The 14,846-nt window shown below is 64.5% G+C and carries 9 protein-coding genes and 1 pseudogene; 8 read left to right on the plus strand and 2 right to left on the minus strand.

Annotation, left to right across the window (positions count from 1 at the left end):
• Positions 1 to 102: 102 nt before the first annotated feature.
• Positions 103 to 1,728 carry a glucose-6-phosphate isomerase gene (gene pgi, locus AC1Z3V_RS19560; RefSeq protein ID WP_483501201.1) on the minus strand — a complete coding sequence of 542 codons (1,626 nt, stop codon included), beginning with the start codon at positions 1,726 to 1,728 and terminating at the stop codon, positions 103 to 105.
• Positions 1,729 to 1,867: 139 nt separating this feature from the next.
• Complete coding sequence (locus AC1Z3V_RS19565; RefSeq protein ID WP_483501202.1) at positions 1,868 to 3,568, minus strand: long-chain-fatty-acid--CoA ligase; 1,701 nt, start codon at positions 3,566 to 3,568, stop codon at positions 1,868 to 1,870.
• Between the two features lie 338 nt (positions 3,569 to 3,906).
• Here AC1Z3V_RS19565 and AC1Z3V_RS19570 point away from each other — a divergent pair, with 338 nt between their 5' ends.
• The 8 genes and pseudogenes from AC1Z3V_RS19570 to AC1Z3V_RS19605 all read left to right on the plus strand — a co-directional run bounded on the left by AC1Z3V_RS19570 (position 3,907) and on the right by AC1Z3V_RS19605 (position 14,826).
• Positions 3,907 to 5,130 (plus strand): MFS transporter, encoded by a 1,224-nt coding sequence (locus tag AC1Z3V_RS19570; RefSeq protein ID WP_483501204.1) that lies wholly within the window; start codon positions 3,907 to 3,909, stop codon positions 5,128 to 5,130.
• Between the two features lie 187 nt (positions 5,131 to 5,317).
• Positions 5,318 to 6,478: an AI-2E family transporter gene (locus AC1Z3V_RS19575; RefSeq protein ID WP_429812864.1), complete on the plus strand. Its 1,161-nt coding sequence runs from the start codon at positions 5,318 to 5,320 to the stop codon at positions 6,476 to 6,478.
• Between the two features lie 340 nt (positions 6,479 to 6,818).
• Positions 6,819 to 6,905: a K(+)-transporting ATPase subunit F gene (gene kdpF, locus AC1Z3V_RS19580; RefSeq protein ID WP_057248082.1), complete on the plus strand. Its 87-nt coding sequence runs from the start codon at positions 6,819 to 6,821 to the stop codon at positions 6,903 to 6,905.
• An 86-nt stretch (positions 6,906 to 6,991) separates the two neighbouring features.
• Positions 6,992 to 8,701: a potassium-transporting ATPase subunit KdpA gene (gene kdpA / locus AC1Z3V_RS19585; protein WP_483501206.1), complete on the plus strand. Its 1,710-nt coding sequence runs from the start codon at positions 6,992 to 6,994 to the stop codon at positions 8,699 to 8,701.
• 13 nt (positions 8,702 to 8,714) lie between these two features.
• On the plus strand, positions 8,715 to 10,832 hold the full coding sequence (kdpB, locus tag AC1Z3V_RS19590; protein WP_483501207.1) for a potassium-transporting ATPase subunit KdpB: 2,118 nt from the start codon (positions 8,715 to 8,717) through the stop codon (positions 10,830 to 10,832).
• A gap of 2 nt (positions 10,833 to 10,834) precedes the next feature.
• Positions 10,835 to 11,404: a potassium-transporting ATPase subunit KdpC gene (gene kdpC / locus AC1Z3V_RS19595; RefSeq protein ID WP_483501208.1), complete on the plus strand. Its 570-nt coding sequence runs from the start codon at positions 10,835 to 10,837 to the stop codon at positions 11,402 to 11,404.
• A gap of 35 nt (positions 11,405 to 11,439) precedes the next feature.
• Positions 11,440 to 14,137: pseudogene (locus tag AC1Z3V_RS19600) on the plus strand (DUF4118 domain-containing protein).
• Entirely contained in the window at positions 14,134 to 14,826 is a 693-nt protein-coding gene (locus AC1Z3V_RS19605) for a response regulator (RefSeq protein ID WP_483501210.1), read from the plus strand. Before AC1Z3V_RS19600 ends, AC1Z3V_RS19605 begins: the two are co-directional and overlap by 4 nt.
• The last annotated feature ends 20 nt before the right edge of the window (positions 14,827 to 14,846 follow it).

Consider the following 14,846-nt stretch of genomic DNA (forward strand, 5'->3'; position numbering starts at 1 on the left):
TGCCGGCCTGCATCATATGATGAGGCCCGAGGCGCGATCTGCGCCTCGGGCCTCATTATTTGAAGCGGTGCGGTCCCCGGTGGAACTGCTTGGAACTGCGCCTTAGCGAGCGGCCTTCAGCAGGGCCGCCACCAGGCCCGCGGTCGAAGAATCGTGGCCGGCGGCACTCTCCTTGCCTTCGACGACCGGCAGCAGGCCGGTTGCCAGCTCCTTGCCGAGCTCGACGCCCCATTGGTCGAAGGAGTTGATGTTGAACAGCGCGCCTTCGACGAAAACGCGGTGCTCGTAGAGCGCGATCAGGCGGCCGAGCGCGAAGGGATCGAGCTGGTCGTAGACGATCGTCAGCGACGGGCGGTTGCCGGTGAAGACGCGGTGCGGAGCAATCTTGTCGGCCTTGGCGTCCGCCATACCCTTGGCGGTGAGCTGCGCCTTGGCCTCGGCGAGCGTACGACCCTTCATCAGCGCCTCGGACTGCGCCAGGCAATTGGCGATCAGGAGCTCGTGCTGATGGCGCAGGTTCTTCTCATGGCCATTCGCGGCGATCATAAACTCCGCCGGGATGATGTCCGTGCCCTGATGGATGAGCTGGTAAAAGGCATGCTGGCCATTGGTGCCGGGCTCGCCCCAGACGACCGGGCCAGTGGAGTACTCGACCGCGGTGCTATCAAGTGTCACCGCCTTGCCGTTCGATTCCATGTCGAGCTGCTGCAGATAGGCGGGGAAGCGCGACAGGCGCTGATCGTAGGGGAGGATCGCCCGCGACGGGTAGCCGAGCACGTTGCGGTGGTAAAAACCGAGAAGGCCGAGCAGAACCGGTATGTTCTCACGGATCGGCGCGGTGCGGAAATGCTCGTCGATCGCATGGCCGCCATCGAGGAAGCGGCCGAAATTCTCCTTGCCGATGGCGATCATCAGCGGCAGGCCGATCGCCGACCAGATCGAATAGCGCCCGCCGACCCAGTCCCAGAAGCCGAAGACGCGGGCCTGGTCGATGCCGAAGGCGGCGACCTTGTCGAGTGCGGTCGAGACGGCTGCGAAGTGGTGGCCGACGGCCGCTTCGCCGAGCTTGCCGGCGATGAAGGCGCGGGCCGTCTGGGCATTGGTCATCGTCTCGATCGTCGTGAAGGTCTTCGAGGCGACGATGAAGAGCGAGGTTTCCGGATCGATCAGCTTCAGCGTGTCGGCGATGTGGGCGCCGTCGATATTGGAAACGAAGTGAAGTCGGGGGCCGTCATGGAAGGGCGCAAGCGCCAGCGTTGCCATGACCGGGCCGAGGTCGGAGCCGCCGATGCCGATATTGATGACGTCTGTGATCTTCTTGCCGGTCGCGCCCTTGAGCGCGCCCGAGCGGATGCCGTCGGCAAAGGCGCCCATGGCATCGAGCACGCCGTTGACGTCGGGCATCACATCCTTGCCGTCGACGAGGATCGGGCGGTTGTCGCGGTTGCGCAGCGCCGTGTGCAGCACGGCGCGCTCTTCGGTGATGTTGATGATGTCGCCGCGGAACATGGCGTCCCGCTTCTCCGCGACCTTGGCGGCCTTGGCGAGCGCCTCGAGGCCGTCGAGCACCCTGTCGTTGACGGCGCATTTCGAATAATCGAACAGCAGGTCGTCGAGCGTGGTGCTGAACCGCTGAAAGCGTTCGGCGTCGCTGGCGAAGGCGGCGCGGATATCGGTTGCGTTGGTCTCAGCGGCGGTTGCTTTGAGTTGGTCGACAAGCGCTTTCATCGCAGGGCTCCTTGGTCGGACAGGGGTGTCGGACAATCGCCTGCGTAGCTATTCGCTTTAAGCCGCCCAAATCAAGTCCGTAAAACCGCCGAAACGGCGGTTTTCAGGATTTTTTAAATCGTTTGAATTTTGGACTAACTCAGCCGCGCAGGTCTTTTCGCAGGATCTTGCCGACATTGGTCTTCGGTAGTTCGGTGCGGAATTCGACGTAACGTGGTCGCTTGTAATTGGTGAGGTTGGCGGCGCAGTGGCGCTTGACCTCCTCCTCCGTCAGCGCCGGATCCTTCTTGACCACGAAGAGCTTGACGGCCTCGCCGGAATGCTCGTCCGGAACGCCGATTGCCGCACATTCGAGAATGCCTGGATGGGTCATCGCCACTTCCTCGATCTCGTTCGGGAAGACGTTGAAGCCGGAGACGAGGATCATGTCCTTCTTGCGGTCGACGATCTTGACCAGGCCGGCTGCATTCATGAAGCCGATGTCGCCCGAGCGGAAGAAACCATCCGGCGAGATCGCCTTGGCTGTCTCGTCCGGGCGCTGCCAGTAGCCCGCCATCACCTGCGGGCCGCGGATGCAGATTTCGCCGACTTCGCCGATCGGCAAGGTGTTGCCCTGGTCGTCGCGGATCTCGACGTCGGTGGAGGGGATCGGCATGCCGATCGTGCCGGTGAACTCGGTCGCATCGAGGATGTTGGCCGTTGCCACCGGCGAGGTCTCCGACAGGCCGTAACCTTCGGCGATCGAGCAACCGGTCATCTGCTTCCAGCGTTCCGCCACCGGGCGCTGGATCGCCATGCCGCCGCCGAATGTCAGCATCAGCGACGAGAAATCGAGCTTCTGGAACTCCGCATTGTTCATCAGCGCGTTGAACAGCGTGTTGAGACCCGGGAAGATGTTGGTCTTGTACTTGCCGAGTTCCTTGACGAAGCCCGGGATGTCGCGCGGATTGGGGATCAGGATGTTGTTGCCGCCGGTGGCAAGGCCCATCAGCGAATTCACCGTCAGCGCGAAGATGTGGTAGAGCGGCAGCGCGCACATGAAGACGAGATTGTCCGGCCGCGCCCGCGAGCGGAACGCCGTCTGGAACCAGATTTCCATCTGCGCCATGTTCGACAAGAGGTTCGAATGGGTGAGCGTTGCGCCCTTCGACACCCCCGTCGTGCCGCCGGTATATTGCAGGAAGGCGACGTCGCCGGGCGCGACGTTCGGCTTCTTCATCGTGCTGCGACCGCCCTTGGCGAGCACGGTCTTGAACGAGAGGTGGCCGGGGATCGACCAGGCAGGCACCAGCTTCTTGACGCGGCGGACCACGAGATTGACGATCGCGCCCTTGAGACCCAGCATGTCGCCCATCGTGGCGACGACGACGTGCTTGACGGAGGTCTTGTCGGCCACCTGCTGCACGGTGTGCGCAAAGTTTTCCAGAACGAAGATCGCCTTGGCGCCGGAATCGATGAGCTGGTGCTGCAATTCGCGCGGCGTATAGAGCGGGTTGACGTTCACGACGGTAAAGCCCGCTCGGAGGATGCCGTAAACGATGACGGGGTTCTGCAGGATGTTCGGCATCATCACCGCGACGCGGTCGCCCTTGGCGAAGCCGAGAGATTGCAGCCAGGCGCCGATCTTGGCGGATTCGGCATTGAGGTCGGCAAAACTCAGGGTCTTGCCCATGCAGGTGAAGGCCGGGCGGGTCGAATAGCGGGCGACGGCGTGGTCGAAGAACTCGCCGATCGATTTATAGGGCAGGGAGCCGATTTCGGCGGCAATGCCGGGTGGATAGGATTTCAGCCAGATCTTGCCTGGGCTGGTCCCCGTTTGTTGTGCGCTGACTTCCACCATGACCTCTCTCCCTCTGGTCGCCACAGGCTGGCCTGCTCGCGGCCTGAGAAAATCCCTCCCGACCTTCTCATGCCGATGAAGATGATGCTTTTGAGACACCGCTTCAAGCTGAGATTCGGGATTATATGACTTTGACGTAAACGTCAACTTGGCTTGCGATTAACAGGCGCTGCCGGCGCTTTTGAAAAAGTATGACGAGAGCCGCAAAAGCTTTGCCTGCCAAGGCAAAATTCTGTATTGCATTGCAGCATATCCCTGTTGGTCCATCCAACGCCCGCCGACATATCCCCCAGATTTTTCTCCGGTCCGTTCGGGCCGGACGATGCAGGCCATTGCTCATGTGTGACGAAGCTTATTCTTCCGCCGTCGAACCGCGCCGCGCGGGCGTTTCTGCCGCCGAAGTGGCGCTTGCCGTCGGCGGTTTCGGCATCGGCACCGGCGAATTCGCGATCATGGGTCTCTTGCCGCAGGTCGCCGAGAACGTCGCCGTTTCGGTGCCGCGGGCAGGGGCAGTGATCAGCGCCTATGCGCTCGGCGTCGTCGTCGGTGCGCCGTTGATTGCCGTGCTCGCCGCCCGCTTTTCGCGCTTCCGCGTGCTGCTGGCACTGATGCTGATTTTCGCAATCGGCAATTTTGCCAGCGCGATCGCCCCGGATTTCTACACGCTGATTGCGGCGCGCTTCTTCGCCGGTCTTCCGCACGGTGCGTATTTTGGCGTTGCCGCCCTGGTGGCTGCGGGCCTCGCGGCGCCGAACCAGCGGGCGCGCGCCGTCGGCCGGGTGATGATGGGATTGACGATCGCAACCCTCTTCGGCACGCCGCTTGTCGCGTGGTTCGGCCAGGCGCTTGGCTGGCGGTCCGCCTTCGCGATCGTCGGCGGCATCAGCCTTCTGACTATGGCGCTGACCTTCGTCCATGTGCCGCGGGACAAGGGCAACCCGAAGGCGACGCCGCTTCGCGAACTGGGCGCGCTCGGCAAGCTGCAGGTCTGGCTGATGCTCGGCATCTGTGCCATCGGCTGCGGCGGCATGTTCGCCGTCTTCAGCTACATCACGCCGGCACTCACCGAAGTCGCGGGCGTTTCCCTTGCCAATGTGCCCGTCATGCTTTCGGTTTTCGGGGCCGGCATGATCCTCGGCAACATCGTCGGCGCGCGGCTTGCCGATTGGGCGCTGCTGCCGGCGATCGGCATCGCCATCGCCTTCAATATCTTCGCCTATGTGCTTTTCTATTTCACCATGGGCAATCCCTGGATCGCGATCGTCAACGTGCTCTTCATCGGCGGCGGCTTCGCCGTCGTGCCCGGCGTGCAGACGCGGTTGATGGATGTCGCCGGCGAGGCACAGACGCTGGCCGCAGCCCTCAGCCATTCCGCCTTCAATCTCGCCAATGCGCTCGGCGCCTGGCTCGGCGGCGCCTCGATTGCCGCCTGCTACGGCTGGACGTCCACCGGCCTCGTCGGCGCCGTTCTCGGCGTTGCCGGCTTCGGCATCTTCCTCGCATCCGTGTTCGTCGACCGCGCGCAACCGGCTCGCATGGCAGCAAAGCCTGCGGCGGAATGACCGGTTTTGGCGAAAGAAGGCCGGCGAAACTTGAACCCTCCTAAATTTTTCTGTCATGTCCCGCCGCTAGCGTCGCGGTGGCCCTGAAACTACCGTAAAGCAGGGGCAAAGGGGCGGCGCGCGGTGTTAGGTAGGCTGGCAAGGCCGCGGGTTTGTTGTAAGCTCGTCGGAAGACGGAGGATCATTGGTGCAGTTGGGTAATCGCGAACGAGAGAATTTTGCGGTGGAGCCACGGCTTCTCGGGCACACTGCCATTTCGCGTCATGCCCTCGTCGGTCCCATGACCGCTGCCCGCTGGATGCTGGTCTTCGTTCTTCTGGCCGGCGTCTATTTCTTCCACGGTTTCGTGGTGCCCGTGCTGGCCGCCGTCGTCATCGGCTTCGCCAGCTGGCCGATCTATCGCCGGCTGCTCGCCGCCGTGAACGGTAACCGCACGCTGGCCGCAACCATCGCCATCGTCAGCGTCATTTCCTTCATCGTCGTGCCGATCTCGATCGCCGCAGTCTATGCGGTCGATGAAGTGCGCGACTGGGTTGTCTGGGCGGTCGAGACCAATGCCAATGGTGCGCTGGTGCCCGCCTGGCTGACCAGCATTCCGATTGCCGGCGTCTGGCTCGGCGAACAATGGGTGAAGCATATCGGTCATCCGGGCGCTCTTGGCGAGCTCGTCCAGCTCGTCAGCGGCTCCAACATCGGCAACATCTACCGCGGCGTTCTGGTCGTCGGGGCCTCGACGTTCCACGCTTTCCTGACGCTGCTCTTCATGCTGATCACGCTGTTCTTCGTCTACCGCGACGGACAGTCCTTCTCCGCCCAGCTCGACCGCCTTGGCGAGCGCATCTTCCCGATGCGCTGGGAGAGGCTGTCGCGCGTCGTGCCGCTGACGATCAGCTCGACGGTCACAGGCATGGGCATCATCGCGATCGGCGAGGGCATCGTGCTCGGCGTCGCCTACTGGCTGGCCGGCGTCCCGTCGCCGGTCACGCTTGGCATCATCACCGGCCTGATGGCCCTGATCCCCGGCGGCGCGCCGCTCTGCTTCACGCTGGTTTCGATCTATCTCGTCGCCAGCGGCTCGCCGGTTCACGGTATCGCCCTGCTTGCCTGGGGCACGACCGAGCTCTTCATCGTCGACAAGACGCTGCGCCCGCGCCTCGTCGGCGGTCCGATCAAGCTTCCCTTCCTGCCGACCTTCTTCGGCCTGGTCGGCGGCGTGAAGACCATGGGCTTCCTCGGCCTCTTCGTCGGCCCGGTGCTGATGGCCCTGCTGGTCGCCATCTGGCGCGAGTGGATGCGCGAAGTCGCCACGTCACCCGAAGCGACAGTAAATCACATCGTCAAGGGCTAAGAGCCTTGAGCACGAGCCAGAGGCCGCCAAGCGCAGCCGTCTCGAACGATCCGTCGTTCCATGATGCGATGAGATGATCCGATCTCCGCGAAGCGCGGTCGCGGACGGGAAGCCGCCTCACACGGTTCCTGGCAGGCTTCAGCGGGCGTCTTTATCTTTTCCTTATGCGCCCTTCCGACCATCGCAATCGATAATTGACCTGCATCGGATGCAAGATCCGGACCTCAACAGTCCGGAGAATTTGCATGTCCGATATTCTTTTCCTTGCCGCCGGCATCGGCGGCTTTGTCGTGTTTGCGCTCTATGCGCGCGCCCTGAGCCGCCTCTAGGGAGGGGCACGATGTTCGAAGCCCTGATCGGTCTCGCCGTCGCCGTCGCACTTGCGGCTTATCTCGTCGTCACCCTCGTTCGCCCGGAACGGTTCTGACGCCGGTCGAAGGTTTTGGCTCGGGTCAACGCTTCCAGACCCGGGTTGCCCTTTGCACCGCACATTTTCCTGAGCGGAGAAATCCCATGTCTATCATCGGGTGGCTGCAGATCAGCCTCCTCTTCATCGCCGTCCTGATCGTCATCAAGCCGCTGGGGCTTTACATGGCGCGGGTCTTCTCCGGCGAGCGCAACGTCTTTTCGCCCATCCTCGGTCCCGTCGAGCGCGGTCTCTATCTCGCCGCCGGCGTCGATCCGAACAAGGAGCAGGGCTGGCTTGCCTATACGATGTCGATGCTCGCCTTCAGCCTTGCCGGCTTCGCATCGCTCTACGCGATCCTGAGATTGCAGGCCTACCTGCCGATGAACCCGCAGGGCTTCGCCGGCATGCCGTCCGACCTCGCCTTCAACACGGCGGTCAGCTTCGTCACCAACACCAACTGGCAGAACTATGGCGGCGAAACCACGCTCAGCCACTTCAGCCAGATGGCCGGGCTCACGGTGCACAACTTCGTATCCGCCGCGACCGGCATCGCCATGGCGCTCGCCGTCACGCGCGCCTTTGCCCGGTCGAACGCCGCGACCGTCGGCAATTTCTGGGTCGATCTCACCCGCTCGACCCTCTACGTGCTGCTGCCGATCGCCGTGGTCATGGCCCTTGCCATGGTTTGGACCGGTCTGCCCCAGACCTTCCACGCCGATCTCACCGCAACGACGCTCGAGGGCGCCAAGCAGACGATCTCGCTCGGGCCGGTCGCAAGCCAGGAAGCGATCAAGCAGCTCGGTACCAACGGCGGCGGCTTCTTCAACGTCAATGCCGCGCATCCGTTCGAGAACCCGACCGCGTTCTCCAACTACCTCAACATCTTCTCGATGCTGTCGATCTCGGCGGCGCTCATCTACACCTTCGGCCAGATGGTCGGGAACCGTCGCCAGGGCTGGGCCTTCATCGCCGTTACCGCCGTCCTGCTGATATCCGGCGTCGCGGTCGTCTACTGGGCGGAAGCCCAGGGCAACCCGATCCTGACCGCGCTTGGTCTCGATGCCACGCTAGGCAACATGGAGGGCAAGGAAGTCCGTTTCGGCCAGGCGATGACCGCGCTTTATGCGGCTGTCACGACCGGCCTGTCGGATGGCGGCGTCAACGGCATGCACGGTTCGCTGACCGGCCTCGGCGGCCTCGTGCCAATGTTCCTGATGCAGCTCGGCGAAGTCCTGCCCGGCGGCGTCGGCTCCGGCCTCTATGGCATGGTCGTCTTCGCGATCCTCGCCGTCTTCGTCGCCGGCCTGATGGTCGGCCGTACGCCGGAGCTGCTCGGCAAGAAGATCGAAAGCCGCGAGATGAAATACGCGATGTTTGCGGTCCTCATTCTGCCGGTGACGATCCTCGGCTTTACGGCCGTCTCCGCCATGCTGCCGTTTGCGGTGGCGAGCGTCGGCACCGCCGGTCCGCACGGCCTGTCGGAAATCCTCTATGGCTTCACCTCGGCAGCCGGTAACAACGGCTCGGCCTTCGGCGGGCTCACCGGCAATACGCCCTGGTACAACACGACGCTTGGGCTCGCGATGCTGCTCGGCCGCTTCGCCTATGCGGTTCCGGTCATGGCGATCGCCGGCTCGATCGCCGTCAAGACGCGCGTGCCGGCCTCCAAGGGAACTTTCCCGACCGACACGCCGCTCTTCGTCGGTCTGCTCGTCGGCATCATCCTCATTCTCGGCGGGCTGCAGTTCTTCCCGGCGCTCGCTCTCGGTCCCATCGTCGAGCATTTTTCGATGCTTGCCGGCCAGACCTTCTAAAGGAATTCGACACATGTCTTCCAAACCAGTCGCTCCCAGTCTTCTGGATCCGGCGATCCTCCTGCCGGCGGTCAAGGCGGCCTTCGTCAAGCTCGACCCGCGCCAGCTCGTGCGCAATCCGGTGATCTTCGTCACCGAGGTGGTTGCGGCCGTGGTCACCGGCCTTTTTGTCCGCGATCTTATGACCGCCACCGGCAGCCCGCTCTTCTCCGGGCAGATCGCCGCCTGGCTGTGGTTTACGGTGCTTTTCGCCACCTTCGCCGAAGCCGTCGCCGAAGGGCGCGGCAAGGCCCAGGCCGACAGCCTGCGGCGCACCAAGTCCGAGCTGACGGCGCGCAAGCTCGTATCGGCCGAGGGCCGCGAAACCCAGTCGATCCCGGCGACCTCGCTGAAGGTCGGCGACCTCGTGCTGGTCGAGGCCGGCGAACTGATCCCCGGCGACGGCGAGGTCGTCGAAGGCGTCGCCTCCGTCAATGAAAGCGCCATCACCGGTGAATCCGCGCCCGTTATCCGCGAATCGGGCGGCGACCGTTCGGCCGTCACCGGCGGCACGCAGGTCCTCTCCGACTGGATCAAGGTCCGCATCGGCGTCGCGCCCGGCAACACTTTCGTCGACCGCATGATCGCGCTGATCGAAGGCGCGCAGCGCCAGAAGACGCCGAACGAGATCGCGCTGTCGATCCTGCTTTCGGGCCTGACACTGATCTTCCTCGTCGCCGTCGTCACCCTCTGGGGCCTTGCCGGCTACTCCGGCACCGTGTTGTCGGTCACCGTGTTGGCCGCGCTCCTCGTGACGCTGATCCCGACCACCATCGGCGGCCTGCTTTCGGCGATCGGTATTGCCGGCATGGACCGCTTGGTCCGCTTCAACGTCATCGCCACCTCCGGCCGTGCGGTTGAGGCTGCCGGCGACGTCGACACGCTGCTGCTCGACAAGACGGGCACGATCACCTTCGGCAACCGCATGGCCGCCGACTTCATGCCGGTGCCGGGCGTCAGCGAGGCGGAGCTTGCCGACGCCGCGCTACTGGCGAGCCTTGCCGACGAAACGCCGGAGGGCCGCTCGATCGCGGCGCTTGCGACCGGCGAGTTCGGCCGCCAGTTACCGGTCGTTTCGCTGCCCGATGCAGGCAAGGGTGAGGTCGTGGCGCTTGCCGTCGGCGGCGGCGCAAGCCAGGCGGGCGCAACCCGGATCGATGCGGTCATCCCCTTTGCCGCGGAAACGAGGCTCTCGGGCGTCGACTTCGCCGGCCGCCGGCTGCGCAAGGGGGCCGTCGACTCGATCCTGAAGTTTACCGGCATCCGCGACGAGAACGTACCGAGCGAGTTCCGCCGCGCGGTCGACCAGGTGGCGCGCAGCGGCGGCACGCCGCTCGCCGTTGCCGACGGCCCACGCCTGCTCGGCGTCATTCATCTGAAGGACGTGGTGAAGCCCGGCATCAAGGAGCGCTTCGCGGCGTTGCGCGCCATGGGCATCCGCACGGTCATGGTGACCGGCGACAACCCGGTGACGGCTGCCGCCATTGCCTCCGAAGCGGGCGTCGACGATTTCCTCGCCGAAGCGACGCCCGAGGACAAACTCGCCTATATCCGCAAGGAGCAGCAGGGCGGTCGCCTCATTGCCATGTGCGGCGACGGCACCAATGACGCGCCGGCGCTTGCCCAGGCCGATGTCGGCGTCGCCATGCAGACCGGCACGCAGGCCGCGCGCGAGGCCGCCAACATGGTGGACCTCGATTCCAGTCCGACCAAGCTCATCGAGATCGTCGAGATCGGCAAGCAGCTTCTGATGACCCGCGGTTCGCTGACGACCTTCTCCATCGCCAACGACGTGGCGAAGTACTTCGCCATCATCCCGGCGCTGTTCATCACCACCTATCCGGCGCTCGCCGCGCTCAACGTCATGGGCCTCGGCTCGCCGCAATCGGCGATCCTGTCGGCGGTCATCTTCAATGCGCTGATCATCGTCGCGCTGATCCCGCTGGCGCTGAAAGGCGTCACCTATCGACCAGTCGGTGCGGCTGCGCTCTTGCGTCGCAACCTGCTCGTCTACGGTCTCGGCGGCATCCTTCTGCCTTTCGCAGGCATCAAGCTCGTCGATCTCGCCGTCAACGCACTCAATCTGGTGTAACCATGCTGAACCAAATTCGTCCCGCCATCGTGATGATCGTGCTGCTCACCGCCATCACCGGGCTTGCCTACCCCTTCGCCATCACCGGCGCCGCGCAGGTATTGATGCCGGCACAGGCAAACGGCAGCCTCATCGAGAAGGACGGCATCCTCATCGGCTCCGAGCTGATCGGCCAGAACTTCACCTCCGACAGGTACTTCTTGCCGCGCCCGTCTGCGACCGGCCCGGAGGCCTATAACGCCGGCGCATCGAGCGGCTCCAACCTCGGTACGACTTCGGTCAAGCTGAGGGATCGCGTGGCCACCGACGTCGAGCGGCTGAAGGCCGCCGGCTTTGCCGGCGAGATCCCGGCAGACGCGGTGACGACATCGGGTTCCGGCCTCGACCCGCATGTCACGCCGGCCTTTGCCCGGGCGCAGATCGCTCGCGTCGCCAAGGCGCGCGGCCTGAGCGAGGCGGATGTCACCGCGTTGGTCGACAGGGTGACGGAAGGTCGTCTGTTCGGGATCGTAGGCGAGCCGCGCGTCAATGTGCTAGAACTGAACCTGGCCCTTGATGGGCCTCGAACATGAGGCCAAGGCTTGAGAACGCATGCCCGAGATGACGAATGCCCGACAGTGAACGTGACGCCAAAAGTCGCCCGGACCCAGACGCGCTTCTGGCCCTTGCCGCGCAGGATCGCCGGGGAAAACTGACCGTTTTCCTTGGCGCCGCGCCCGGCGTCGGCAAGACCTATGCGATGTTGACCCGGGCCCGGCGTCTGAAGGAAGACGGCGTCGATATCGTCATCGGGCTGGTTGAAACCCACGGGCGCGGCGAGACCGCCGCGCTGGTCGAGGGACTGGAAATCCTGCCGCGCCGCGATGTCAACCATCGCGGTCGAGTGCTTTCCGAATTCGATCTGGACGCGGCCCTTGCCCGACGTCCCAAGATCATCGTCGTCGACGAACTCGCCCACAGCAACCCGGCTGAAAGCCGTCATCCGAAGCGCTATCAGGATATTGAGGAACTGATAGCCGCGGGTATCGATGTCTGGACCGCGTTGAACATCCAGCACCTCGAAAGCCTCTCCGACATCGTCGCCCAGATCGCCGGCGTGCCGGTGCGCGAGCGGGTGCCGGATACGGTGCTGAAGCGCGCCGACGAGGTGCTGCTGGTCGATCTGCCGCCGGCCGAACTGATCGAGCGGCTGAAAGAGGGCAAGGTTTATCTGCCCGACAGCGCCAAGCGCGCGGTCGATCGCTTTTTCCGCCTCGGCAATCTGACGGCATTGCGTGAACTGGCGCTCCGGCGTACGGCCGACCGGGTCGACGATCAGATGGTCGACTACCTCAAGCAGAACGCGATCGAAGGAGTGTGGGCGAGCGGCGAGCGCCTGCTGGTCTGCATCGGTTCCGATCCCCTGTCGGAAAAAGTGGTCCGCACCGCCAGCCGGCTCGCCGAGGGATTGAACGCCCCCTGGATCGTCGTCTTCATCGAACGCGCCGACCGCGAAAGCGGCGACGGCGAGGACGTGCGCCGGCTTGACGAGACCTTCCGTCTCGCCGAACAACTCGGCGCCGAGACGCGCCGCATCGTCGGCAACGACTTCGTCGAGGAAATCCTGAAACTCGCGCGCCGCGAACATGCGACGCAGATCGTCATCGGCGCGCGTCGCCAATCCTTTCCGACGCGCTACTTCCGCCAGTCGCTCCCCGACGCCTTGGCAGAGCGGGTATCGGGTATCGGCATCCACCTCGTGACCGACCGCGCGCCGGCGGCACCGAAGCCGCGGCCGGCCGCGAAGAAGTCTCTGCCGCCCGGGACCGGGCGCGCCATCGCCATAGCCGCCGGCGCGGTGGGCGCTGCGACGGCCCTCGGCCTCTTGATCGAGCGCTTCATCATCCTGCCGAACATCTCGCTGCTCTATCTGCTCGCCGTGCTGGCGTCGGCGACCTATGCCGGCCACATATCGGCGATCGCCGCGGCGCTGTTTTCAGTTCTGGCCTACAATTTCTTCTTCATCGAACCGGTCGGCACTTTCACCATTGCCGAGCCGCACGAAGTCTTCGCGCTGTTCATCTTTCTTGTGGCGGCCGCTCTTGCCGGGAGCCTCGCCTCTTCAAGTGCGCGAACAGGCAAAGGCCGCACGCCGGCGCGCCGCCGCGACCCAGGCGCTTTACGATTTTTCTCGCAAGCTTTCGGGCACGGCCAAGGTGGACGATGTGCTTTGGGCGGCGGTGACGCAGATGCAGACGACATTGCGGCGCAGCGCTGCGCTTCTGTTGCCGGAGGAGGGGGACCTGCTGCTGAAGGCCGCCTGGCCACCGGACACCGAGCTCGACGTCACCGATACCATGGCCGCGCGCTGGGCGATGGACAAGCAGGAGCCGGCCGGCAATGGCACGGGAACGCTGCCGAACAGCCCGTTTCACTTCCGCCCGCTGATGAGCCCGCACGGCGTCGTCGGCGTCTGCGGTTTCGTCCAGGCGGACAGGCCGCTGGAGATCAACGAAGAGCGAGCCCTGGCGGCAATCCTCGACCAGACGGCGATCGCCGTCGACCGGGCACGGCTGTCGCGCGAGAGCCTCGACCAGGCGGCGAAGCTCGAAGGCGAACGCTTTCGTGCGGCCCTCCTGTCGTCCATTTCGCATGACCTCAGGACGCCGCTTGCCACCATTACCGGGGCTGTCACCAGCCTGCGGCAACTCGGCGACCGCATGCCGCCGGAAAGCCGTGACGATTTGCTGAAATCGATCGAGGAGGAGGGCGGGCGTCTGACCCGTTTTGTCGCCAACCTGCTCGACATGACCCGTATCGAAGCCGGCACGGTCAACGCCAAGCGCGACTGGGTCGATGTCGCCGACGCGGTACGCGCTTCCGTCGATCGTGCCCGCAAGTATTTCCCCGAGCGCGAGATCGAGACCAGCATCGCACCGGATCTTCCCTTGATGCGCGGCGACAGCGTGCTTCTCGGGCAGGTGCTGTTCAACCTCCTCGACAACGCCAACAAATATGGCGGCGGAGAGCCGGTCAGCATCTATGCCCGCCCGGACGGCGACGAAATCGTGCTGTCGGTGACGGATCTCGGCAAGGGCATTGCGCCGAAGGATATCGAGCAGGTTTTTGAAAAATTCTTCCGCCGCGGCAAGGTAGATGGCCGCACGCCGGGGACGGGGCTGGGGCTTTCGATCGCCAAGGGCTTCGTCGAGGCCATGGGCGGCCAGATCAAGGCGGAGAGCCCGGCGCTGCGCCGCCGCGGCACGCGCATTTCCATGCGTTTCCCCGCCGCCAAGCCTGAAATCTCCGAAAAGGACCGTGCATGAGCGTGGAGCGTATCCTCGTTGTCGACGACGAACCCCAGATTCAGCGTTTCCTGAAACCCGCATTGAGCGCCGCCGGCTACGACATACTGGAGGCGATGACTGGCGCCGAGGCGCTGAAGGCGGCGGCGACGAGTGCGCCAGATGTCGTCATCCTCGATCTCGGCCTGCCGGACATGGACGGCAAGGAGGTCATCGCGAACTTGCGCGGTTGGTCGCAGGTGCCGATCATCATCCTCTCGGCACGCGACCGGGAGAGCGAAAAGATCGCCGCCCTCGATCTCGGCGCCGATGACTATATCGAAAAGCCCTTCGGCATCGGCGAGTTGACCGCCCGCATCCGCGCAGCGCTTCGCCACCGGGTGCAAATGGATGGCGGCCAGACACAACTCTCCGCCGGCGGCGTGTCGATCGACACGATCAAGCGCGTGGTGACGAAGGATGGCGAGCCGGTGCGGCTGACGCCGAAGGAATATGACCTGCTGGTCATGTTGGCGCACCATGCCGGCCGCGTCGTCACCCACAGGACGCTTCTAACTTCGGTCTGGGGCGTCGCGCATGGCGAGGATCTGCATTATCTGCGCGTCTTCATCGGCCAGTTGCGCGGCAAGATCGAGCGCGACCCGGCCGACCCGAAGATCATCCGCACCGAGCCTGGTGTCGGCTATCGCTTCGTCGGCGACGACGGTTGACCGCGAGCTGCCGCCAGGGC

The organism is Ensifer sp. 38_S197 (assembly GCF_056924495.1).